Source organism: Fictibacillus phosphorivorans (genome assembly GCF_023715845.1).
In the GTDB taxonomy this organism is placed as follows: domain Bacteria; phylum Bacillota; class Bacilli; order Bacillales; family Fictibacillaceae; genus Fictibacillus; species Fictibacillus phosphorivorans_D.
In genome coordinates, this window is the sequence record NZ_JAMBOR010000011.1 from 49424 (window position 1) to 72871 (window position 23448).

Annotated in this window: 27 protein-coding genes; 11 read left to right on the forward strand and 16 right to left on the reverse strand. The window is 38.8% G+C overall.

From position 1 onward, the window contains the following. Positions 1 to 289: 289 nt before the first annotated feature. The 4 genes from M3206_RS10030 to M3206_RS10045 are packed head-to-tail and all read left to right on the forward strand — an operon-like array spanning position 290 to position 4784. Positions 290 to 1162 (forward strand): alpha/beta fold hydrolase, encoded by an 873-nt coding sequence (locus M3206_RS10030; RefSeq protein ID WP_251312386.1) that lies wholly within the window; start codon positions 290 to 292, stop codon positions 1160 to 1162. Continuing rightward, a complete protein-coding gene (locus M3206_RS10035; RefSeq protein ID WP_251312387.1) occupies positions 1149 to 2630 on the forward strand; it encodes a spore germination protein in 1482 nt (493 codons plus the stop codon). The genes M3206_RS10030 and M3206_RS10035 overlap by 14 nt, the downstream gene beginning before the upstream one ends. Next, on the forward strand, positions 2617 to 3723 hold the full coding sequence (locus M3206_RS10040) for a GerAB/ArcD/ProY family transporter (RefSeq protein ID WP_251312388.1): 1107 nt from the start codon (positions 2617 to 2619) through the stop codon (positions 3721 to 3723). Before M3206_RS10035 ends, M3206_RS10040 begins: the two co-directional genes overlap by 14 nt. Beyond that, positions 3720 to 4784 carry a Ger(x)C family spore germination protein gene (locus tag M3206_RS10045; RefSeq protein ID WP_251312389.1) on the forward strand — a complete coding sequence of 355 codons (1065 nt, stop codon included), beginning with the start codon at positions 3720 to 3722 and terminating at the stop codon, positions 4782 to 4784. The genes M3206_RS10040 and M3206_RS10045 overlap by 4 nt, the downstream gene beginning before the upstream one ends. 42 nt (positions 4785 to 4826) lie before the next feature. Here the strand turns inward: M3206_RS10045 and M3206_RS10050 are convergent, their stop codons facing one another. The 4 genes from M3206_RS10050 to kynU all read right to left on the reverse strand — a co-directional run bounded on the left by M3206_RS10050 (position 4827) and on the right by kynU (position 8313). Beyond that, the gene (locus tag M3206_RS10050; RefSeq protein ID WP_251312390.1) at positions 4827 to 5954 is read right to left on the reverse strand and encodes a conserved virulence factor C family protein; all 1128 of its coding nucleotides are present in this window, start codon (positions 5952 to 5954) and stop codon (positions 4827 to 4829) included. 7 nt (positions 5955 to 5961) lie between these two features. Then, entirely contained in the window at positions 5962 to 6267 is a 306-nt protein-coding gene (locus M3206_RS10055; protein WP_251312391.1) for a hypothetical protein, read from the reverse strand. Between the two features lie 140 nt (positions 6268 to 6407). Next, positions 6408 to 7031 carry an arylformamidase gene (gene kynB / locus M3206_RS10060; protein ID WP_251312392.1) on the reverse strand — a complete coding sequence of 208 codons (624 nt, stop codon included), beginning with the start codon at positions 7029 to 7031 and terminating at the stop codon, positions 6408 to 6410. 10 nt (positions 7032 to 7041) lie between these two features. Next, positions 7042 to 8313 (reverse strand): kynureninase, encoded by a 1272-nt coding sequence (gene kynU, locus M3206_RS10065; RefSeq protein ID WP_251312393.1) that lies wholly within the window; start codon positions 8311 to 8313, stop codon positions 7042 to 7044. 111 nt (positions 8314 to 8424) lie between these two features. Here kynU and M3206_RS10070 point away from each other — a divergent pair, with 111 nt between their 5' ends. Next, positions 8425 to 9594, forward strand: coding sequence for a CapA family protein (locus M3206_RS10070; protein WP_251312394.1), 1170 nt, complete (start codon positions 8425 to 8427; stop codon positions 9592 to 9594). Between the two features lie 34 nt (positions 9595 to 9628). On the opposite strand, the gene M3206_RS10075 is transcribed toward M3206_RS10070, so the two are convergent. The 4 genes from M3206_RS10075 to M3206_RS10090 all read right to left on the reverse strand — a co-directional run bounded on the left by M3206_RS10075 (position 9629) and on the right by M3206_RS10090 (position 13489). Next, the gene (locus tag M3206_RS10075) at positions 9629 to 9778 is read right to left on the reverse strand and encodes a hypothetical protein (RefSeq protein ID WP_251312395.1); all 150 of its coding nucleotides are present in this window, start codon (positions 9776 to 9778) and stop codon (positions 9629 to 9631) included. A gap of 302 nt (positions 9779 to 10080) precedes the next feature. Beyond that, positions 10081 to 11400 (reverse strand): Na+/H+ antiporter family protein, encoded by a 1320-nt coding sequence (locus M3206_RS10080; RefSeq protein ID WP_251312396.1) that lies wholly within the window; start codon positions 11398 to 11400, stop codon positions 10081 to 10083. Positions 11401 to 11542: 142 nt separating this feature from the next. Further along, the gene (locus M3206_RS10085) at positions 11543 to 13030 is read right to left on the reverse strand and encodes a leucyl aminopeptidase (RefSeq protein ID WP_251312397.1); all 1488 of its coding nucleotides are present in this window, start codon (positions 13028 to 13030) and stop codon (positions 11543 to 11545) included. An 81-nt stretch (positions 13031 to 13111) separates the two neighbouring features. Continuing rightward, positions 13112 to 13489 carry a DUF309 domain-containing protein gene (locus M3206_RS10090; protein WP_251312398.1) on the reverse strand — a complete coding sequence of 126 codons (378 nt, stop codon included), beginning with the start codon at positions 13487 to 13489 and terminating at the stop codon, positions 13112 to 13114. A gap of 112 nt (positions 13490 to 13601) precedes the next feature. On the opposite strand from M3206_RS10090, the gene M3206_RS10095 reads away from it, so the two are divergent. Then, complete coding sequence (locus M3206_RS10095; protein ID WP_251312399.1) at positions 13602 to 14084, forward strand: divergent PAP2 family protein; 483 nt, start codon at positions 13602 to 13604, stop codon at positions 14082 to 14084. 16 nt (positions 14085 to 14100) lie between these two features. Next, positions 14101 to 14934, forward strand: a complete 834-nt coding sequence (locus M3206_RS10100) for a helical backbone metal receptor (protein ID WP_251312400.1) — start codon at positions 14101 to 14103, stop codon at positions 14932 to 14934. 33 nt (positions 14935 to 14967) lie between these two features. Here M3206_RS10100 and M3206_RS10105 read toward each other — a convergent pair whose 3' ends face one another. The 5 genes from M3206_RS10105 to M3206_RS10125 form a co-directional block, all read right to left on the reverse strand. Beyond that, a complete protein-coding gene (locus M3206_RS10105) occupies positions 14968 to 15651 on the reverse strand; it encodes a 3D domain-containing protein (protein WP_251312401.1) in 684 nt (227 codons plus the stop codon). Positions 15652 to 16020: 369 nt separating this feature from the next. After that, complete coding sequence (locus tag M3206_RS10110) at positions 16021 to 16344, reverse strand: YuiB family protein (RefSeq protein ID WP_251312402.1); 324 nt, start codon at positions 16342 to 16344, stop codon at positions 16021 to 16023. An 86-nt stretch (positions 16345 to 16430) separates the two neighbouring features. Further along, complete coding sequence (locus M3206_RS10115; RefSeq protein WP_251312403.1) at positions 16431 to 16565, reverse strand: YuiA family protein; 135 nt, start codon at positions 16563 to 16565, stop codon at positions 16431 to 16433. A gap of 148 nt (positions 16566 to 16713) precedes the next feature. Further along, a complete protein-coding gene (locus tag M3206_RS10120) occupies positions 16714 to 17196 on the reverse strand; it encodes an NUDIX domain-containing protein (protein ID WP_251312404.1) in 483 nt (160 codons plus the stop codon). Between the two features lie 100 nt (positions 17197 to 17296). Continuing rightward, positions 17297 to 18496 (reverse strand): NAD(P)/FAD-dependent oxidoreductase, encoded by a 1200-nt coding sequence (locus M3206_RS10125; RefSeq protein WP_251312405.1) that lies wholly within the window; start codon positions 18494 to 18496, stop codon positions 17297 to 17299. 382 nt (positions 18497 to 18878) lie between these two features. Here M3206_RS10125 and M3206_RS10130 point away from each other — a divergent pair, with 382 nt between their 5' ends. From M3206_RS10130 to M3206_RS10140, 3 genes are all read left to right on the forward strand, one after another. After that, a complete protein-coding gene (locus M3206_RS10130; RefSeq protein ID WP_251312406.1) occupies positions 18879 to 19859 on the forward strand; it encodes an NAD(P)/FAD-dependent oxidoreductase in 981 nt (326 codons plus the stop codon). A gap of 68 nt (positions 19860 to 19927) precedes the next feature. Beyond that, positions 19928 to 20101 (forward strand): hypothetical protein, encoded by a 174-nt coding sequence (locus M3206_RS10135; RefSeq protein WP_251312407.1) that lies wholly within the window; start codon positions 19928 to 19930, stop codon positions 20099 to 20101. Between the two features lie 138 nt (positions 20102 to 20239). Then, positions 20240 to 20401, forward strand: a complete 162-nt coding sequence (locus M3206_RS10140; protein ID WP_251312408.1) for a hypothetical protein — start codon at positions 20240 to 20242, stop codon at positions 20399 to 20401. A 60-nt stretch (positions 20402 to 20461) separates the two neighbouring features. On the opposite strand, the gene M3206_RS10145 is transcribed toward M3206_RS10140, so the two are convergent. Continuing rightward, on the reverse strand, positions 20462 to 20818 hold the full coding sequence (locus M3206_RS10145; RefSeq protein WP_251312409.1) for a HesB/IscA family protein: 357 nt from the start codon (positions 20816 to 20818) through the stop codon (positions 20462 to 20464). Between the two features lie 82 nt (positions 20819 to 20900). Next, positions 20901 to 21080 carry an aspartyl-phosphate phosphatase Spo0E family protein gene (locus M3206_RS10150; protein WP_251312410.1) on the reverse strand — a complete coding sequence of 60 codons (180 nt, stop codon included), beginning with the start codon at positions 21078 to 21080 and terminating at the stop codon, positions 20901 to 20903. 339 nt (positions 21081 to 21419) lie between these two features. On the opposite strand from M3206_RS10150, the gene mqnE reads away from it, so the two are divergent. Beyond that, a complete protein-coding gene (mqnE, locus tag M3206_RS10155) occupies positions 21420 to 22517 on the forward strand; it encodes an aminofutalosine synthase MqnE (protein WP_251312411.1) in 1098 nt (365 codons plus the stop codon). A 54-nt stretch (positions 22518 to 22571) separates the two neighbouring features. On the opposite strand, the gene dapF is transcribed toward mqnE, so the two are convergent. Continuing rightward, positions 22572 to 23435 carry a diaminopimelate epimerase gene (dapF, locus tag M3206_RS10160; RefSeq protein ID WP_251312412.1) on the reverse strand — a complete coding sequence of 288 codons (864 nt, stop codon included), beginning with the start codon at positions 23433 to 23435 and terminating at the stop codon, positions 22572 to 22574. Positions 23436 to 23448 lie beyond the last annotated feature (13 nt).

The following is a 23448-nucleotide window of genomic DNA, read 5'->3' on the forward strand; positions in this document are numbered from 1 at the left end:
CATACCCAACCGTAGCCATAGCCACCGTAAGCATAGGGATAATAGTAAGGATAATATGGAAATGCCATCCTGCTACCTCCTTCATTTCTTTTCTAATGCGTTCTTACTCCTTATTAAAATATGTACGAAGTATGTAAAGAGGAATAGAGACAAACGCACAAATTTTGATGGGAATCCAGTATTTCCGGGATAAAACAACCTTACAAGTACAGGAAATAATTACACATTGTATCTGAGTTTGGTTTGGTAAAACTACGAATATGATTTTTGCGGACGGAGGTGGACTTTCATGGCGGTAAATAATCAGCATCCTTTTGTACCGGGATATCGACTGAATGTAAACAATGTCGACGTCTATTACGAATACTTCGATCATGAAAACCCTGATGCAAAAGTAATTGTGCTCGTTCATGGGTTCTTATCATCTACGATCAGTTTTAGAAAATTACTTCCCGATCTCACAAAAGAATTTAAAGTGATTGCGCTCGATTTGCCAGGATTCGGTCAAAGTGAAAAGTCTACAACTTTTATCTATAAACTTAGTAACTATGGACAACTCATCATCGATTTTTTAGATAAGCTAAACGTTCAAGAAGCTATATTGATTGGTCATTCCATGGGAGGCCAAATTTCGTTGCATGCGGCCAAAATAGCACCAGAACGGATTAAGAAATTGATCCTTCTTGGTTGCTGTTCCTATGTAAAACGTGCCAGCCGTTCTTTGATCGCCTGCTCGTATCTACCATTGTTTACGTGGGGCATGAAAAGCTGGATTAAAAAAAAGGATGTAAAACAAAACTTATTGGCTGTGTTGCACGATTCAAAATTAGTCACCCAAGAAATGATTGACGGCTACAGCAAACCCTTAAACGAAGCAGCATTCATTCATTGTCTCGTCCGGCTTTTAAGGCACCGGGAGGGGGATATGAGTTCAGAAGAGTTAAAAAAAATTACTCAGCCTGTCTTGATGATTTGGGGGAAGGAAGACAAAGTGATTCCTTTGAAGACCGGTTATAAGCTTAAACACGATCTTCCAAACGCAGAACTAGTGGTATATGAAAAATGTGGCCATCTTGTTATGGAAGAAAAACCCAAGGAAATCACAAACGAAATTCTTCGTTTTATCGGACAGCCGGAAAGGATGACATATGAGATTCTTTAAAACAGAAAAATCGGTAAAATCTAACCCTGCTGTAGAACAAAAAGAGAATAAACATTTAGATACAAATATTCTGTGGCAAGAAACCGGTATCTCGGACTGGGAATCCGGCTATATTGAGTCTTTGATTTCACAGGAACGGTTTAATAAAGAGGTGCTTCGTTTTTTACAAGACCATCAACAGCTCTCCAGCAAAGAAATGTTTGAACAACTTCCTTTCGGAAATAAATATTGGGAAGATGAGCCTGATAACAAAACGATCAATGAGATGATTCTGCAAGGGTGCGTTGCCCTGAAAAAGCGTTCATCATCAGGGATGCTTTTCATTCACATCATGAAGGAAGAAATGGCAAGATCCATAAATGTCCCTGAAATCGAATTTAGCGTAATCGGTCCAAAAGAAGCGTTTAATGAAGAATTAGAAACCAATCTGCTATTGATTCAAAAAAGACTTCCTACATCCGCCTTACAGATTGAATTTATTGAGATTGGGTTAAGAACAAAAACGAAGGTAGCTGTTCTTTATTTAAAAGATATCGCGAATGAAGAAAATGTGGAAACGCTGAAAAAAAGGTTAGCAGGGATTGAATATGACCACATTTTGGACAGCTCTTACTTGATTCAGATGATAGAAGACAATAAGATGTCTATTTTTCCGCAATTCATAGACACAGAAAGACCGGACCGAATTGTAGCCTCCTTAATCGAAGGCAAGGTTGCTTTCCTTACGCAAGGTTCTCCACATGGTGTGTATGGACCTGTATCGATCTTAGAATTCTTTGCTGCGTTTGACGATTATTTTTTATCTTGGCACATCGCTTCTCTTTTCCGGTTAATGAGGATGTTTGCTGTCTTTTTTTCTATTTTTGCTACACCTATATATGTGTCAGTCATCACCTTTCACCCTGAATTGATCCCAGATGACCTCTTATCAACGCTTACTACTTCCAGGACCGACATCCCCTTTCCACCAGTGCTTGAAGCATTGTTCCTGGAACTGACGATTGAATTATTAAGAGAAGCCGGAGCTCGACTGCCTACAAAAGTCGGTCAAACGATTGGTATCGTTGGGGGGATCGTAATCGGGACAGCCTCAGTAGAAGCAGGGTTAACCAGTAATGTTCTATTAATTATTGTTTCTTTATCTGCACTGGCTTCTTTTACGACTCCTGTATATCGAATGAGCAATGCAATTCGGCTTGTTCGGTTTCCAATGATTATTCTTTCTGGTTTTTGGGGACTCCTAAGTTTAGCACTTGGATTGATGATGATTATTTCACATTTGCTGGGGCTAACATCTTTAGGAAGACCCTATCTAGCACCAATTTATCCCCCAATACTTTCAGATTGGAAAGATTCGTTCATAAGGCTTCCTTTTTATGTACAAAAAAAGAGACCTAAACAATTAATGGTCAAAGAAAAACAAAAAATGAGCTGGTGGAAAAAGAGGGATATCGATGAATTTGAATAAAAGTAAATTTCCTCCTCAAGTTCATGAAAAGGCTAAAATTGCACCACAACTTGTTTTCTTTTTAGTGATTGGTGCGCAAATCGGAGTGGGGATTCTTGGTTTCGTCAGATATATTGCAATTTTTGTTAATCAAGACAGCTGGCTCGTTGTTCTTGCAGGAGGTATAGGTGTCCATCTTATCATTTGGATGATGTTTTCTATTCTGAACAAACATGGTGGAGATATTTTTAATATCCATCATCAATTCTTTGGAAAGTGGCTGTCTATCCCTCTAAGTTCTCTGCTTTCTATCTATTACTTAGGTACAGCTATTGTCATTCTGCGTACATTTATTGAGGCTGTGCAAAACTGGATGTTTCCAGGTATACCTACATGGACACTTTCTTTATTTTTCGCAGTGTTAACGCTTTATATTGTTACGAAAGGATTCCGCGTTATTACCGGAATCGCATTTTTTTCTTTTGTCTTAACCGTATGGATTGTGTTTACCCATTACTTTCCTATAAAGCATGGGTATTTCATTAATCTTATGCCTTTTATTGACCATAAATTAGGAGAATTTTATCAAGCCTTTAAAGTAATGGTTTTAAGTTTTATTGGATTTGAATATTTACTTGCTTATTATCCTCATATTCAAGATCCTAAAAAAGCACAAAAATGGGCTCACTATGGTTCTGCATCAACAACAATTATTTACCTGATTACAACCATCTCAACACTTATGTACTTTAGTCCTAAGCAACTGCAAAGTTTAACGTGGCCGACACTTCAAGAATGGAAAATCGTTACATTCCCTTTTGTTGAGCGGTTTGAATATATAGGAATATCCTTTTTCTGTATCGTAATCCTAATCAACCTGGTACTCGCAATCTGGGCATCCTGTCGCGCGTTAAACCGTATATTTGACATTAACATCCGATTATCTGTTATTCCTGTTTCTCTTATACTGTTCCTTGCTCCAGCTTTTTTTACAACCCGTTTTCAAGTCGATGAACTAAACAATTATACAGGAAAAATAGGATTCTATTTCCTCTACGCCTACATACCACTGCTTTTCATCATAAGTATATTCAAAAAAGGAGCGAAAAAATGAAGAAATTACTACTCCTTTTTATGTGTCTCTTATTAAGTGCATGTGCAGAAAAAGAGATTTTAGATGATATTACAATCGTAAGAACACTTGGATTCGATAAAGCATCAAAAAAGAATGAAATAAAAGGAACAATCAATTATCCGATTTTTATCAACGAACAAACGTTTAAAATGAAATACTTAACGGCATCAGGGGAAACATCAAAAGAAATCAGAAACGAACTAAACGAAATGACGGCGAAACCGATCTTTATCGGGAAATTAAATACCATATTATTTAGCGAGAAGCTTGCAAAAGAAGGAATCATGGAAACATTGGATACGCTCCAAAGGGATCCAGGTGTGGGAAGAGCCATATATTTAGGGATTACAAAACAAAGCGCTAAGCATATTTTATCTGATGATTATAACTATACAAATTCCGACGGCAACTATTTTAGTAACTTAATCAAACAAAATGAAAACTTTTCTAATCTCCCTTTATTAAATTTCCATACGTTTTTGTACGCGTATTTCGCAGATAGTATGGATCCTGTCCTGCCTTATTTATCAAAACAAAAGGATGCCGTAAAAATAATAGGACTCGCTATCTTTAAAAAGGATAAGATGGTTGGAACCATAGACGAACAACAAATCCTAATATTTAAGACCCTGTTTCAAGATTTTAAAGAAGGAAGCTTTCAATTTTCTAATAAAGCATATAAAGGAAATCTTGAAATTTTAAAAAGTCATTTAGATATTAAAATTATAGAAAAACCTTATAAAAGGGTTAGGATCACTGTAGATGTTAAAGGACGGTTAACCGAATATACCAAAGTAAATGCAGGTGACCCGAAAGTAGTAAAAAGTATTGAAAAAACCATCAAAAAAGAACTTGAACATAATGCTCAAAAGTTAACAAGGAAATTTCAAAAGCTGAATATCGATCCGCTCGGAATTGGAGAGCATGTCCGCTCCCAAACGAGAGGTTTTAATCTGAAACAGTATAAGGATCAATATCAAGATATGGATATTGAGGTTGTCTATCATCTTAAGATTACTGAATCGGGTGTATCCCAATAAAAATGAGCCAGCTGAATGTTCAGCGGGCTCATCCTATCATGCTTATTGTTCTCTGCTCTTCGTCATCTGTTGCCAAACCGTTCCTGCTGCTTCTTCACCGCTTTGAATTCGTTCCAAAGCGATTTTTACCTGTAAGGCTACTTCAAATTCTGGATCATCCTGTGCAGCTTTCAATGCCGGAATTGCTGTCTCATCACCAACTTCAAAAAGGAAACGTGCTGCACGCCAGCGAACTAATTTGTTTTTATCTGATAGTGCATCACACATGACTGGTATCGCTTTTGGGTTCCCCAGATCAGACAAGGCATCACCTGCTGTACGTCTTACAGATACATTTTTATCCTGCAAGGCAAGATATAATAACGGAAGAACCGCTTCGTCTTCAATCATTCCTAAATATACAACAGCTAAACGTCTGATGGATGGCTTTTCATCCTTTAATGCTTGTTTTAATACCATGACATCATCAAGGGTAGGATTCATTCTTTCAAGTGCGGCATAACGGGTCTGCCAGTCACTATCGCAGAGTTTCTCCGCTACCTCAGAAGTAGAAACGGTTTCTTCTTCTACATCTTGGCCCTTATTTGAGCTAAAAGCCTGTTCTACTAGCTGATCAAGCCTTTCTTGCGGATAGACAGCTGAAATTTCTTCTGCTACTTCATTTCCTACTTGCTCAAACGTTCCATAACGAACACCTTGCTCTTCCCATTGCCGCTCCATTACAAGGTTATCGGAAGCATCCTGTGCCTTTAATGCGGCTTTTGCAAATCGTTCAGGAAGTCCAACACGTTTTTCTTCTTTTTCTGTTTTAAGTTTAATCTGCATTGGAAGTCCACGGAATATTTGAATGAGAACTGTAATCTCAGTAATCTCCTCTTCCTTTTCCTCACTTTGTTCTTCTGCAGCTTCTTCTTCCTGTCCAAATACTTTTCGGACTCCAGCTAAAATATCTTCCCATTTTGAACGAGGATTCCGATCGAGAGCCATAAAATCAGCAACATGATAGATGCTCTTTACGCCTTCTACTTTCAAGATTTCTCGAATGAATTCAGGAGCGTTCTCCGCGTTGTCTTTCGTATAATTATGACGCTCTGTTCCCGGCAATGTCTCATCTAAGTTTATTTTCATGGAGTTGGGGCTCGGTGTTGGTTCGATTCCTGTGATCTTCATTTATCTTTCACTCTCCTTTGATGGGGTGTTTTTCATTTATTCGTTCTAAATAGGTTTGGATTTGTTCTTTCTCTTTATCTGTAAACTTGTATTCACAATCTACACCTTCATCCTGTGCGATAATATCCTGAAGCTCCCCTTCATGATCATACACAACTAGAGCACTTGGCTCATTTAATCCTTCAGGAAGAATTTCTACATTTTCAATCTCGAATGATAGATATACATTTAACCACGGGCCAACTTTGTTTATTTCATAGCCTGTAAAGTTGAGTATTCCTTCAAAGTAATTTGTAAATCCATACTTAAACATCATTTTCCTCCAATAAGCATCTCTTTCCTATTATAAGGAACAACCCATCAAATCTCAAAAGATGCTGTTTAACAAAAAAACAAACACATAAAGATGTGCTTGTTTTTAATCTTTGCTTAAGCTTTAACAAGATTTGAAGATTAGCTCCGTTCTTTAAGAATAGCACGCACAGGGCTGCCGTCTCCCTCTTGTAGCGGAAGGGGAAGTGCAATGAGTTCATACTCCCCCTCTGGTACGTCATCCAGCAGCAAGCCTTCTAAAATATGGATGTTATGCTGATGAAGCGCATGGTGTGCTTGCAGTTCCTTGCTGTCGAGAGGGTCTACGGACGGCATATCCACGCCAATCAAGCCAACTCCCTGCACTTTTAAAAGCGGAACGACTTCTGAAGATATTGGGACAATTTGATCAGGGAATGTAGTGCGGTCACTCCAGCAACTCGTCTTAAAAATCACACGTTTTGTGCCGTTTGTAAGTCGCCCGTCGATTGATTCAGCTGTAATCTCCTTGCTTCCTGTAACGTCAATAACTAAAGCAGGACCTGTGTATAGATCTAAAGGCAAGTCAATGACTCTTTTTCCTTCATTATCAAAATGAAAAGGGGCATCGATATGTGTACCGGTATGCGTACTCATCTCTAGTCTGCCAACGTTAACAGAGCCTGATTGCTCCTTCGTCCAAGGCAGGTCAAATGCATAAGGAGTGTCACCTGGCCAATTTGGAACCCCGTTATATAGCGGCATAGAAATATCATATATTTTCATATTCATCTCCCTAAGCAATGACTTCCCGTTTATTTTCATATTTCTCATATTCCCGCGTGTTCATGATTTTGGCTAAGATGTGTACAGCATCATAAACGTCACGGAATGAATTATAAAGTGCTACGGGAGCAAGTCGGATCACATTTGGAGCACGGAAGTCCGGTACGATGCCATTATCCTTTAACGCTTTACAAATTCTAGCTGCATCGTTATGCATCAATGCTACATGCCCGCCTCGCTTTGTGTCGTCTATTGGGTTAACAATCTTAAATACATCTTTCAATTCTTGTTCTAAGAGATCCATCAATAATTTTGTTAATTGTAAGGATTTACTTCTGATTCGCTCGATCTTCGCTTCTTCAAAAATGGAAAGAGAGCCGATCAATGGTGCCGTACTAAGCATATGAGGGGTGCCAATTTGAAACCCGCCAGCTGACTCTTCAGCATCAAAAGTATGATCCATATCAAACTGTGATTCTTTTTTGCTGCCGAACCATCCTGAAAGTCCAGGTGTCTTTGTGAAATGCTTTTTGTTTACATAGATACCAGCTACTCCTCCAGGTCCTGCATTTACGTATTTATAGTTGCACCATAAGGCAAAATCAACGTCCCACTTGGATAATTCATGAGGAATCGCACCAATTGAATGACATAGATCAAACCCGATCGGAATGTTTCGTTTGTGTGCTTCTTTCGTCAAACGTTCTAAATCAAGCAGCTGACCACTGCGGTACAGAACAGAAGGCAGCACGATAAGCGCTACGTCATCTGTCATCGCATCAATAATATCTTGTTCATCTAAAGTCATTCCGTCCTTGCTCTTCACTCGGATCAATTCTGTTTCAGGATTAAGCCCTTTAAGCTTCAGCTGACTTTGAAGAGCATAGATATCTGAAGGAAAAGTCAGTTCATCCGCTAAAATTTTGGTCTTGCCTGGTTTTGGATCAAAAAAAGTTCCCACGAGCTGATGCAGGTTCACGGTTGTTGATCCGGTCACGATCACTTCTTTCGCCTCTGCACCTACTAGAACGGCTAACTTCTCTCCTAACTTCTCGCTCAACGTGAACCAAGGATATTTACCACTCATCCATCCATCGATTCCATGGGTTTTCCAATCATCAAGCACTTCTAGTAAGGATTGTTCCGCGCGTCTAGATAATAACCCTAATGAATTCCCATCTAAGTATATTGAATCATTTTTTACATAAAACTCATTTTTAAAGGAAGCAAGTTTATCATTCTGATCTAAACGTTCTACTGTTTCTGCTGTAATTCGGCTCATTTTGTCCATTCCTCCTGCGACTATTACTTGTAACCGTTTTCAATACAAGGTAAAAAGACCTATACTTTTTCTGCTATCATCTATTATGATAGAAAAAAAGGGGTGTTGCCAGTGAAACGTTATCTGTGGTTTTTCGGAATTATTTTTGTTTTCTTTATTACCATTGTACTCTTATATATGTATAATAACGCAGATTTAAAGGTCGTAGAAGAGAAAAAGCCAACCAAACAGGAAAATATGGCTGTGCCTCAAAAGAAAGAACCGAAACCTGAACCTGCCGTAGAAAAGCCAGTTGAAAAATCGACAAGCCTGACACTTGCAGCTGTTGGTGATATTTTAATTCATGACACAGTTTATAATAAAGCCAAACAGCAATCAGGCCAATATAATTTCAATCCGAATTTTGTTCCCGTAAAATCCTATCTCACACAGCCCGATATTACTGTGGCTAACCAGGAGACGATGATCGGCGGTACACAGCACGGGTTATCTTCATACCCATCATTCAATTCTCCCCACGAGGTGGGAGATGCATTAAAGGAGAATGGGGTTGACCTTGTTACCTTAGCGAACAACCATACCCTGGATCGAGGAGAAAAAGTTATACTTAGCGCCTTAAATTATTGGAACGAAATTGATGTCGTGTACACGGGCGCATATGCTTCACAAGAAGATCAACAAAACATAAGGCTCATGAAAAAGAACGATATCACGGTTTCCTTTTTAAGTTATACATACGGGACAAACGGAATACCTGTCCCTACTGGGAAAGATCATCTTGTAAATTTAATCGAGGCAGAAAAGATCAAAAAGGAAATAAAAAGGGCTAAAGAGATATCCGATGTATCCGTAGTTTCTTTGCATTTCGGCAATGAATATGAAAGAATGCCAAATGATTTTCAAAAGGAAATGGTAAAAGTCGTAACAGAAGCTGGCGGTGATATCATCATCGGGCATCATCCACACGTCCTCCAGCCCGTGAAGTGGGAGACAGCGAGCGATGGTTCAAAAACATTTGTTGCTTATTCATTAGGTAATTTCCTATCAGGTCAAAGAGGGAATTTTAAAGATATTGGCGGTGTTGTACAACTTACCGTAACGAAGCATGTAAAAGGAGAAGAGACTGAAATCAGCCTTAGGGAACCTAAATTTCTTCCGACATATGTCGATCGTTCTTTCGTTATCCACCCAATGAAAAACCTGACTGGTATGAAAAAATCATATGATGAAATGAAGTCACATATGAAACAATGGATACCCGAGCTAAATTTCTTTGAATAAAGGAAAAAGCTGGCTATGAAGTGCCAGCTTTTTCTTATTTTCCTTTAGATCGCGGACTTTGTGTATCTCTTTTTGGGATTTCGTCTGAAAACTTTTCATCTGAAAATTCAACGTTTGTCATACTTTCTGTGGGTGTTTGATTGTTTCTTTTGGCTGCGTCTAAAGCATGTTTTCTTTTAGCCATTGTTACATCCCTCCTTACTTTATAGGATGTGTATTTTTTAAAAAAATAAAGGCATTTTTGTTTTTACTGTTTTTTTGAAAGTAGTCGATCTCCGGTTCGGGCACTCGCTTTCCATGGGGCGTGCGGTGAGCCTCCTGCCGCTATGCGTCATTAGGAGTCTCGCACCTTCCACTACAATCGACTTGCTTAGAAGATCTAAAGAAAAAGTATTCTTTTAAAATAGATCCTTAGTCAACATCATGCAATAACAATAACCAAAATGCTAAAAAAGACAGACTCAGATGAGCCTGTCTTTTTTATCTTTATAACACCATGACTGCGATGTAACCAAATACGATCAATGGTAAGTTGTAATGCATGAAGGTTGGGACGCATGTATCCCAAATGTGATTATGCTGATTGTCTACATTTAAACCTGATGTTGGTCCGAGTGTACTGTCTGATGCCGGTGATCCTGCGTCCCCTAGTGCAGCTGATGTTCCAATCAGTGCGATCGTTGCCATTACACTTAGGCCTAGCTCGGCACAAAGTGGAACGAAGATGGTTGTAATGATCGGAATGGTTGAGAATGAAGAACCAATTCCCATTGTTACCAGCAGGCCGATTACTAACATGAGCAGTACTCCGAGTGAAGTGGAGTTACCGATTAATGCAGCACTATCTTTGACCAGTTTTTCAACATCACCAGTCTCACGCATAACTTCAGCAAAACCAGCTGCAGCGATCATGACGAAACCGATATAAGACATCATTTTCATGCCTTCCGTCAGGATAGCATCAGAAGATTTTAATTTTAGTTGACCACTAAAATACAGAAGTACAATACCTGAAAGAGCACCGAAGATCATTGAGTCCGTTTTTAATTGTACGAAAAGTGTTGCGGCAATTGCTAGAACTGCAATAATGATTGATCTTTTTGTATAGGCAGCTTTTTCTGAATCCGAAGCGCTAATGGCTTTAGTTTCATAGCTACGAGGCTTTCGGTACGTGATGAAGACAGCAATCAGTAGTCCTGCGATCATACCAAAGGATGGTATTGTCATCGCTGTTGGAATTTGATCTAATTTTATCGTTAAACCGCTATCTTTCATATTCGTCTGAAGGATTTCGTGAAAGATACCACCAAAACCGACCGGAAACCACATGTAAGGCGTTATTAGACCAAATGTAATAACAGTCGCCACAAGACGTCTGTCTAGTTGAAGTTCATTCAAAACATGCAGAAGTGGCGGAATGAATATTGGAATAATGGCGATATGAACGGGAATCAAGTTCTGAGAAAAAGATGAGATCATTAAGATGACAAAAAGAATTAGAACTTTTGAAAGTGATTTTTTTCTTGATTCTCCTTCTTTCCCTACTAACAAGATGGCTTTATTAACCATCAAAACCGGAAGTCCTGTTCGTGAGAGAGCCACAGCAAAACTTCCTAGCAATGCATAACTGAGTGCAATGACTGCATTGGATCCTAATCCTTCTGTAAATACTGTTATTGTATCTGTAATGCCCATCCCGGCGATAAATCCGCCAGTAAGTGCACCTACTAGTAAAGCAACAACTACATGTATACGTAAAAGGCTTAGTACCAGCATAATTGCTACCGCTAATACTACAGCATTCATTAATATTTCCTCCTAAAAACTTTATTGCTTTATTTCGCTAAATCATTAATTTGTTAAACTCTTAACAAATTAACATGTTTGATTGTTTGTGTCAATAAAAAACAGGAAGCTAAATCCTGTAAGAATCAGCTTCCTGTTTGTATTATGCTTTAAAGTTTCGAACAAACGTGGTTAATGTTCGGACCATTACCCCTGTTGCACCTTTTGGACCAAGCTCAGATGCTTTCGAGGAATATGCTGTTCCTGCGATATCCAAATGAACCCAGGGTGTTTTCTCTGCGAACTCTCCTACAAATAATCCGCCTGTTATCGCATGACCCAGCTTTCCGGTAGAATTGTTAAGATCAGCGACATCACTTGATTTCAGCATATCTTTGTATGGCTGGAAACTAGGGAGCAGCCATAAAAACTCCGCTTCATCTTCTGCGGACTGTTTAATATGCTCATAAAAACGTTCATCGTTCGTTAATGCACCTGTTGTACAATCACCAAGGGCTACTAAAACGCCCCCTGTTAACGTTGCAACGTCTACGATGAATTCCGCTCCTTGTTCTTTTGCGTACGTAATCGCATCACCAAGAATTAGGCGTCCTTCAGCATCCGTATTACGCACTTCGATCGTTTTACCGCTTAAAGAAGTGATAACATCACCTGGTTTCATGGCAGATCCGTTTACAAGGTTTTCTGAAGATGGAATGACAAACATTATATTAATTTCAGGCTTCAAACGACCGATCGCTTCCATGGCACCAAGCACTGCAGCACTTCCACCCATGTCGCTTTTCATCTCGTGCATGTTTAATGCAGGTTTGATCGAGTAACCGCCGGCATCAAAGGTTAAACCCTTTCCTACTAAAGCAACTACTGAATCCCATGTTTTTCGTCCTTGGTATTTTACGGTGATCAACTTAGGCGGCTGGTCTGAACCTTGACTTACAGCAAGGATACCTCCCATCCCCAACTTCTCCATATCTTCTTTTTCTAAGATTTCATATTCCATCCCGTATTCTAAAGCCACATCGATTGCTTCCGCTGCAAGGTCTGTCGGTGTCAGCAAATTGGCTGGTGTGTTCACGAGATCACGTGCTAGATTAATACCTTTCGCATACGCATAACCGCTCGTTAGGCCAGTTTCTGCTTCTCTACTTTCTGTATATACCGTAACTTTCTCAAGCTTTTTTTGGGGTTCATTCGATTTCTTCTTATAGTTCTCAAATTGATATGACGAAGTTCCTGCCGCTTCACTAAAAGCATGAGCAAGTTTTTCCTCTGATAATTGGTCACTCTTAAAAGTATCCAGAAGTATTGAAAAATGAGTTCTCTTCTCTTTTAAAATCTCTTGAATCGCTCTTCCGAATGTATTTCTTACTCTGTCATATGTAAGCTCTTCTTTTTTTCCTAAACCAGCAAAATAAATTCGTTTTGTACCAAACTGATTGAATGTGTTTAATTTTTTTATACTTTTAAATTTATTTGAAAGGTCACCGTCTTTAATCAGTTCTGTGATGTGACCTTTAAGCTCTTCATCTATATCCGCCAGCACTCCAGAGAGTTTAGGTTCTTGAAATAAACCGACCAGTAGGACTTCTTCTTGTTCTTTCGCATTCCATGGATGTCTTATCGTAAACACGTTAAAGTTCCCCCTTGTACATTTTCTTCCTTACCCAATCATTATACTCTTTCTTTTAGAATATTTCGAATTCCCCATGTATTATTCTTCTAAATTCATAAAGTATGTCGGCAAGGCAGGGAGATTTTTTGCTGCGGTGAACGGAACTCTATCTATATCAAGTGGCATTAAATCTAGACATTGATCAATAAAATGAAGGACTTCCTCTACATTTAAATTCCAAAATCGAGGGGTGTAAGGATCCAAATAGACCTTTGCGACTTTCATCATCTCACGTGCACCTTTTACATTGCCATATTCATAATGATATAAAGCAACAGTCATTTGTAAGAGACCCTTAATAAACAGATTGCTTCGGTCTGTAAGCCAGATCGCCTCTAATAAATCATGCCCTGTGTAATAGTCTCCTTCATTAAATACAACAAAAAACTCATAATACTCTTGAGAAAAAAAGTCCATCTTCACCCCTCCATCCATCTTCATGTTATCAGAGATTGAACACCATTCAAATCGGGTAACAACTATCTAAATAAGCCATACTATAAACCACCACAATGAGAGGGAGCCATTTATGTCTGATCTATTCTTGAACTTTCCATTAATTGCAGCTTTATTAGGTGTTTTTTCTGCACAATTCCTAAAAATACCGATCCACTATTTTCAAACTAGACAAATTAAATGGGGCTTATTTATAAGTACTGGTGGAATGCCAAGTTCACACTCCGCTTCCGTTACATCTCTTGCGACTGCAGTGGGTGCCCTTCATGGCGTAGGTTCTACTCTTTTTGCTATTGCGACTATGTTTGCCATTATAGTCATGTATGATGCGAAAGGTATTCGTTGGCATGCAGGAGAACAAGCTGCGGTATTGAATGATTTAGTAGAAGAATTCAGAGATCACGTTAAGGAAACGAATAAACAGTTTGAACAGAAAGATGTTGAAGAGCAAAGAAAAGAGTTAAAAGAGCTATTAGGACACAGTCCTAAAGAGGTGTTCTTTGGCGGTTTGCTTGGAATCTTACAAACATTAATCTTATCGTGGCTCTTTTTATAAGAGGAGGTACCGTGTTTTGAAACTGGTCTCAATTTGTCCGAGCAATACTGAGCTTCTTCACTTTTTAGGGGCAGCTTCTGATTTGATTGGAGTGGACGACTTTTCAGACTGGCCATCAGACGTTGAACAACTGCCGCGATTAGGTCCTGACTTATCGATCGATATGAACAAACTAGAGGCTTTAGAACCCGATTTAGTTTTAGCTAGTTTAAGTGTACCCGGAATGGAAAAGAACATTGAAGAATTAAAAATGCGAAACATTCCGCATGTTATCTATGATCCACAGTCATTGGCTGATATTCAAAACGATCTGCTGGACTTAGGGAAAAGGGTCAACAAAATGGATTCAGCCCTTCAAGCCGTGAAATGGATGAAGAATGAAATAGAAGAATATAAGAAAATTAGTGAAACTCTTCGTCACCGTAAAAGAATCTATTTCGAATGGTGGCCAAAACCTGTTTTCACACCTGGGAAGATAAATTGGCTGACAGAGGTCTCACGTCTTGCAGGCGGGTTAAATATTTTTGAAGATGTAGAGCTCGCCTCCGTACAAACCACATGGAAAGACGTTGTGGAGCGTAAACCTGATCTGATCGGTATGGTTTGGGTCGGTGTGAAAACCGATAAGATGAATCCATCTCACATAAAAAAGAGGGATGGCTGGGAAGTCTTACACACTTTTGGAACGGAGATTGAAAAGCTTGAGGAATCTTTATTCTGCCGCCCTTCACCACGTTTGATCTTCGGCTTAAAAAGACTTGCTGCACTTATTCATCCTCAAGATTATCCTGCTTTTTTACCTGACGATGAAGAAAGATATATGAAAGAGCTTCAGGTTATCATGAGATAACCTGAAGCTCTTTCTTTTATTATGTAGCTTATATCAATATATAAGCTGCTGTCTGAACACTTGCATGGATTTATCTTCGTTCAATTCTTTCAGTTCGGCTTCTGTTATATTACCATCTCCGCGCTGTACCACATACACGTCAATCGTTTTCTTACCCCATTTTTTATAGACTTCTTCTACGGTATCGTAATAAAGATCAATTCTATGGCCTTTTATCGCAGAACCGGTATCTGCTACTACTCCATATCCATACCCGGGAATCCATAGAACCGTACCGATCGGAAAAATGGTTGTATCAGCCGCAATGGTAGAATATAAATCCCTTTTTACCTTTACTCCAGACTTCGTGATTCCATAAGCAGGATGCGTTTTTTCTTTGCCTGTACTTTCTTTACCGGCCGTATACCCTGTTGCCGTCACACTTACAGATGGATATTTTGTAAAATCAATGATCTCTTCTATCGACTTTGGAGACTTTACTTCAGCAGAAGAAAGCATCATATTTGGAGCATAAAAGGACGGCATTGTTTTTAAAGTTTGTGACAATGTTTTCAGTGCAGCATCAACAAACCGAATATCACTCGATTGTCGTTCATCCAGCCAACTGGCAATATCGTCTGCCTGAACCCCAGAAACAGAACGAAACGTTGTGCAAATTGCACAAACAAACAGAATGGTGAAAACAGTTCTTTTTGCAATTTTTCTTAATGTGAGCAAAAAATGTCCACTCCTCTCCCTACTATTCCTTCCCAAACGTGAAAAATAGTATACGAAATAGTTGTTTTATCGGGAAAACAGGAGAGAATTAGACAGGTAAGCGCGCATTTTATATGATGTGCATGTTTAAGTGAGATAATAAACTAAACTTTATATACCCTCTAGGAATGTTTTACCCAAGAATCCCACGAATAGTAGAGATTATCCCACGTTAATTTCTTTTATCCTTACACTAATCATAAAAATCCCACGTTAATTGAAAAATAACCACGAGACGACAAATATCGACCTTTTCACCAAATTAGATATAAAATACAACGCTCAATCCGCGGAAAACGACAAAAAAAGACTCCCCAAAAGGAGAGTCTTTTAGAACATCTGATAACCACGGACACGGAGCATCTTGATCGCAACACCTGCTAAAATAGCACCGATCAATCCGAAAGCTAATATTGTTATATCTGAAGGAGATAAATTGACTAAGTGACTTCCAAGCTTTTGAAAACTTGAACCTGGCTTAGTAAAATACTCAAAAAATCTGACATCATCCACGATCATAACGACAACTAGCGGATAAAGAATAACCATAAACCATGTAGCGCGCAGAAGCATATTTAGCAAAAAGCCGATTCCAAAAAAGAGAACCATGAAAAGCAGCATTGAAATGAAAAACTGTGGTAAAAGCAAATCCATGATGTTGACACCCCCATATATCTGTCGTTAGTTTACTAAATGGGGAGATTTACGTCAATTACATTGAGAGCGTTACCTTACTGTGCTTAAGCTCTTTTCTTTCCGCTTCCGCAGCATTCTACACACGTTTCAGAACCTCCGAGCAAAAGCTGGAAATATCCTTTACCTTCACAATATTGACATTGATCATGCTTATTTTTCTGAACCGCATGTTTTCTCATGTTGTAACACTCCCTTTTTTTAGTTTAAATTTTCAGATAATAATAACAAGGAATAAAGGGATTGAAAAACCTGTTTTAAGGCTAAATATCCTGATGTAAGCGTAATCATTAAGCACATTCTTAAATTATCAGAATATTTCGTACATTTTTATCTACAATCAAAAATTTTATAAGTTGTATAACCGAATAGACTTCCCGGATTCATTTTATCCTCTATATGCTTGTTGGTCTCATTCATAAAGTAATGAACCATCAAAGAAGTGGTGGGGTCTTTCTGAAGCTCTTCGGGAGTCAAGAATGCCGCACTTTCTATTTCACTTTCAGCGGGAAATATGGCCCCGCTTTTCTTTTTCAGCAAAAAAACAATCATGTTATCACTGATGGTTTCTTTGATTACACCTGAGCGTATGCCTATAACTGAAACAACTTCTCCTAAGATACCCGTCTCCTCAAAGACTTCTCTAACTGCTGCTTCGTCTACAGTCTCACCTGCATCAACAAAACCTGCCGGAATGGACCATTTACCTTTTAATCCACCATACTTCTTTTTTACGACGAGCCATTTTCCATCCTCATCTATTAAAAGGCCAGCAGCTGCGAGCCAGACCTTCCCTCTGTCTTTTTTATTCATCTGCACAATCGTCCTCTCTCTAGGGCTTCATCCATATGATTCATAAAGATAAAAAAGAACAGAAGCATTTTGCTCCTGTTCCTATTTTACACGATTCGATTTAGAAAAGTTTTAATTTACCTTTTTTAATAACCATTGGAATTCCGCCAAGCAAGAACAAGTAACGGTTATCGATCACTTTTTTCATTGCAGATGCTGTAGCACCAAACAACTTCTTGTTTCCTACTTTACCGATCGCTTCACCTTTTCCAAGTGATGCAACAGTACCTTTGATGTCAGGTTTGAATTCTTCAAGCTTTCCGCCATTCATCAATGCTTTGATATTACGGCCGATTGTGTAAGCTTGTTGAATAGCGATTTGTGCAGTTGGAGGATATGGACGGTTTGCTTCTTCATCAATGATAAGTGCGCAATCTCCTGCTACGAAGATGTACTCATACCCTGGCATGCGAAGATCCTTATCCACTTTCACACGTCCGCGCATTGTTTCAAATCCAGCTTCTTCAATTAGGTGGTTACCGCGAACTCCGCCTGTCCACACGATTGTATTTGCTTTGATTTCTTCACCATTAGCTAGAACAACACCATCTGTATTACACTCTTTGATCGGTGTGTTAACAAGGAATTCAATTCCACGGCGCTCTAAGTTATTGATCGCATACTCTACAAGCTCTTCATCAAATCCAGGAAGAACTGTTGGAGCTGCCTCGATATTTACGATACGAACTTTTTCACGAGGAATATCATACTCGCGGCAAAGCTCAGGTACACGGTCAGCAAGCTCTCCTACGAACTCGATACCTGTGAATCCAGCTCCACCTACTACGATTGTAATAAGCTCGTCTTTTTGTCCTTCATTATTATAGCGAGCAAAAGAGTAGTCAATGTGCTCACGAATTTTACGTACAGAGTTAATGCTGCGGATGCTGAACGCATTTTCTTTAAGACCTTGGATACCAAATGTTTCTGGATCTGATCCTAGAGCAATCACTAAATAGTCATACGTTAACTCTTGGTTCTCTAAGACAACACGTTTTTCATCTTTCTTGATTTCTACAACTGTATCTTGTACAAAGTTCACTTTGTTCATATCGATGATGTCATCGATCATGATACGTGTTTTGTCGTGATGCAATGTACCTGCAGCATTCTCATGAAGCCATGTTGTTTGGTAATGATAGTTATGTTTGTTTACAAGTGTTACTTCTGCTTCATCTGAACCTAGTTCTTTCTGTAAACGCACAGCTGACATGATTCCGCCATAACCGCCGCCCAGAATAAGTATTTTTGGCTTACTCATTAATTTCACTTCCAGTTCTAGTTTTTTTTAGTTTGACCTTTTCAATCATTAAATATGAAGAAAAGGAAGAGATTGTGATATATTTCACGTAATAAGACATAAATAAATGCAAAAAAAATGTTCGAAATATCGACATCTTTTTGATACGTACTCATCTTATTCCTTTTCTCTTGTTTTTTCAACCCTTTTTTCGTTATGATAAATATTCAATTCTTTTAGGGGATTGTTATCTTTCTGAAAATCACGCTATGCCAAAATATACTATTGAAAAAAGAGGACTTTTTGCCTTCATAAAGAATGTTTTTATGGAGACAAGCAAAGAGTTCTGGTTAAGAACATATTACATGTTCATCAGTCATAGAAAACAGAAGAGGTGAAAGTGATGGCAAAAGAAATTTATGATATTACGATTATTGGAGGAGGTCCATCTGGATTGTTCGCTGCATTTTACGGCGGCATGCGTCAGATGAAGGTAAAAATTATTGAAAGTATGCCACAGCTTGGTGGACAGCTTTCTGCATTATACCCTGAAAAATACATATACGATGTTGCCGGTTTCCCAAAAGTTCTGGCACAAGATCTTGTTAACAATTTAAAAGAGCAGGCGATGCAATTTAATCCTGCAGTCGTCTTAGAAGAATCTGTTCAAAACGTACAAAAGAATGACGAAGAAATCTTTGAACTAACTACCGATAAAACGGTTCATTATAGTAAAGCTGTACTTATAACAGCAGGCGTTGGTGCATTCCAGCCACGCCGATTGGAGTTAGCTACTGCTCAACAATATGAGGGTAAAAACTTGCACTATTTCGTAGATGATCTACAAGCATTTGCAGGAAAAAGGGTTCTCGTTTGCGGAGGCGGAGATTCAGCCCTGGATTGGTCGTTGATGCTAGAACCAATCTCACCTCAAGTGACACTGACTCATAGACGTGATAAGTTCCGTGCTCATGAACATAGTGTTGAACAATTAATGAATTCCAAAGTCGTTGTCAAGACTCCATATCAAGTAACCGAATTGATTGGTGACGGTGAAAATATTTCAGCAGTTGTCCTACAGAACGGAGATTTAAAAGAGACGATCGAAGTAGATGCCGTTATCGTCAACTACGGATTCATTTCTTCTCTTGGTCCGATTAAAACATGGGGACTGGATATCCAAAAGAATTCAATCGTTGTGAACTCTAAAATGGAAACAAACATTAAAGGCATCTATGCTGCTGGTGATGTGTGTACGTATGACGGCAAAGTGAAGCTGATCGCATCCGGTTTTGGAGAAGCACCAACAGCTGTAAACAATGCCAAAACCTATATCGATCCGAATGCAAAAACGCAGCCAATGCACAGCACAAGTTTATTTTAAATAATCTTAAAGGCACCGGACACAGGGTCTGGTGCCTTTCATACATATGGTTGAAAGGAATGATTCCCTTGAATAGACAATTTACTGAAGAAGAAATGCATGTAGCCGACTGTTTACAGGAGATCCAAAGAATTGCAGCTCAGCTTCATATTACGGATGAGTCATTCGTAGAGGATACAAAAGTCCAAGTCCCGCGTTTAAAAGAACTTTTAAGTGAACTGGAAAAGTACACCTTGGAATAATTTCCTTCTAGATTCTGAGCCAGTTCTTTGTTATTATAGTTTGTGAGGCGGACAAGTGCCGCTGACAAACTTGATTTTTAACCCGGTGTTGGCGCGCCGGGTTTTCTTTTACCCTTTTTTAGACGAGGAGATCAATCAATGGAAATGAATTTGATTTTAGGGATCGTGTTCTTTATTTTAGGAACTGTTTTAATGCCCCTTGGTTTAAGGCAGACAAAGAAACAGAACAAGATGCTCCTTATTGGTGCATCGGTATTATCAGATTTAATCGGTCTTGCATTTATATTTAATCTTATATAGTAATTACATAACAAAAACCTCCTGAACCTAAGTTCAGGAGGTTTTATAGTTGTATCGTTATTAACACTCTTCTGGCGTACCCGCATTTGTTGCTGTACGGAAAGAGGATCCACAGCCGCATGATGCAATGGCGTTTGGATTTGTAATCGTAAATCCTCCACCCATCATGTTCTGTTTAAAATCAATTACAGTGCCTTTTAACACTTTCGCACTATCTTCATCAACAACTACACGAATTCCTTCGATCATTTCTTCTTGGTCTGAATCACTAAGCTCGCTATCGAATCCCATTCCATAAGAGAGCCCCGTACATCCGCCGCCTTTTACAGCAACACGAAGGAATTGATTTTTATCATCTTCATCAGCCAGCATTTCCTTAATTCTGCTTGCTGCACTTTCTGTAATCTCAACGATCATTAACCTCACTCCTTTTAATAAGGATTATGACTTAAGTATACCGTTTCCGCTCTATGCTCTCAAGGTATCCGCTTATGACAAACTATTTTTCGCTATTTTGCAGCTCCATAATCTTATTATGAGTTTCATCAATTTTTTTACTATATTTTAAAACCATCGGATGTTGTATTCCAAATGTATTTGCGGTTTGTATCATCTTATTACGTAACGCTTCTAGTTGTTCGATTTTTTCTAGTCTAGCGGCAGCTGATGGGGCTTTCATTTTCGTCACTCCACTCTTCATTTTCCAACAAGTAAGGTACGTCTATTTTACATTTTTTTCAATTAACAGACAATATTCGCCTAAAAAAATACACGCTTTTTTGTTTATAGAAAGTTTTTATAAAAGTGACTTCCTTGTCCAAATGTATGTTTAGGCTTATAATGAGAAAAGCATATTGATGCCTGAATAGGCTTGTTTTGATAGGATTATCCTTAAATTCCTTATTTTACATAGTATTCGCATCGACTTTAAAAAAGGAGAGCATAGCTCTGTCCTTAGGTTCAAAATTTTTTTACACATCATCCGACATTTCGCTAGAAAAATTAGGGGGATAAAAATATGGCAAATATTTTAACGCTCGATACTCGAATGGAAGCAATTGCAGAAAAGGTTAGACATGGTGAACGCCTTACAATTGAAGATGGTTTGTATCTTTATGAAACGAACGATTTGCTATCTGTAGCAACACTCGCCAATGAAGTGAATCTTCAAAAAAATGGAGATCATGTCTATTTCATTGAAAACCTATATATCAACCCAACGAACGTTTGTGAAGCGACTTGCAGCTTCTGCGGATTTAAACGCAAACCTGGTGAAGAAGGCGCTTATACGATGAACGAAGGGCAGCTTTTAGAGTATGTTCAAAAACGGTGGAATGACAATATTCGTGAGTTCCACATCGTTGGCGGGCATAATCACGAAGTTCCTTTTGATTACTACTTGAATACCGTCAGCACGTTAAAGAAGCATTATCCTCAAGTTACGGTTAAAGCGTATACAGGAGCTGAAATTGAATTCTTCTCTAGAATTGCCGGTATTTCTATGAAAGAAGCCTTACAAGAATTGATTAAAGCTGGCCTTGATACGATGCCAGGTGGAGGAGCAGAAATCCTCACTGAACGTTATCGTTTAAAAATGAGTCCTGACAAGGCATCAACGGATCAATGGCTTGAAGCTCATGAGATCGCACACGGATTAGGACTAAAAACACATGCAACCATGTTGTACGGTTCTATAGAGACGAAGGAAGAGCGTCTCATTCATATGGACCGCCTCCGCCAGCTTCAAGATGTAACGAACGGTTTCATGGTATTTATTCCACTTGCTATGCAGCCTCGTTCACAATCAATGGGCTTAACACGACGTACATCTGCTTTTGATGATATGAGAACGTTGGCAATCAGCCGCCTTATGCTGGATAACTTTGACCATATCAAAGCGTATTGGATCAATATTGGCGTACAGCTTACGCAAATGGCCCTTACTTTTGGATCAGATGATATCCATGGAACATTGATCGAAGAACGTATCTCACATGCTGTAGGTGCCCTGACATCATCAGGTATTACACGTAAAGAACTTGTTCACTTAATTAAAACAGCGAATAAAACCCCTGTTGAACGTGACACATTCTATAACATTATTCAAAAATATTAAAGAATAATGAAAGCCCGACTGCATTTTGCTAGTCGGGCTTTTTGTATAATCAACCTATTTCATATGATATTCCCCTGTACAGATTACTTCGGCAGGGCCAGTCATTAACACATCTCCGTTGTCCTGCCAGTTAATAATAAGGTCTCCGCCAGCTAAATGAACGGTAATATCCGTATTTTTTTCAGCTTTTTTGTTTAAAATGGCTGCAACGGCTGCGGCACATGCTCCCGTTCCACAGGCTTGTGTAATGCCAGACCCTCTTTCCCAGACACGAAAGTGCATTTCTTGATCAGAAATCATCTCTACAAATTCCGCATTCACCCAATCCGGGAACATCGAATCTTTTTCAATAACAGGACCTAAAGAATGCAACGGCGTTTCTTCAATATTATCTACAAAGAAAACAGCATGCGGATTCCCCATTGAGACTGCGGTCATATTTAAATCGCGACCTTTAAATGAAACGGGTTCATTTATAACTGAGTCTTTGTTTGAGAATCCTTTTACAGGAACTTGTTCAGGATCAAGAATGGGATTGCCCATGTTAATAGTCACCTGAGTCACTTGGTGGTCTGCATCCATAACAAGTTTTGCCCTAACGAGTCCCCCAAGGGTTTCAATTTGGAACTCTTCTTCTTTCACTATGCCATTTTCATAAGCATATTTCGCGACACATCGAAGACCGTTTCCACAATTTTTTGCTTCAGAACCATCGTTATTAAATACCCTCATTTTAACCGGTGCTTTCTCACTCGGACAGATCAATATCATCCCATCCGATCCGATTCCAGTATAAGGATTTGATACAGCAACCGCTAGAGATGGAAGGTCAGCTTCAGGGATTGTTTCTTTAAACATATTTACATAAACATAATTATTTCCGAGTCCATGCATTTTTGTGAATTTCAGTTTTTTCATGTTTTCGTTAAAG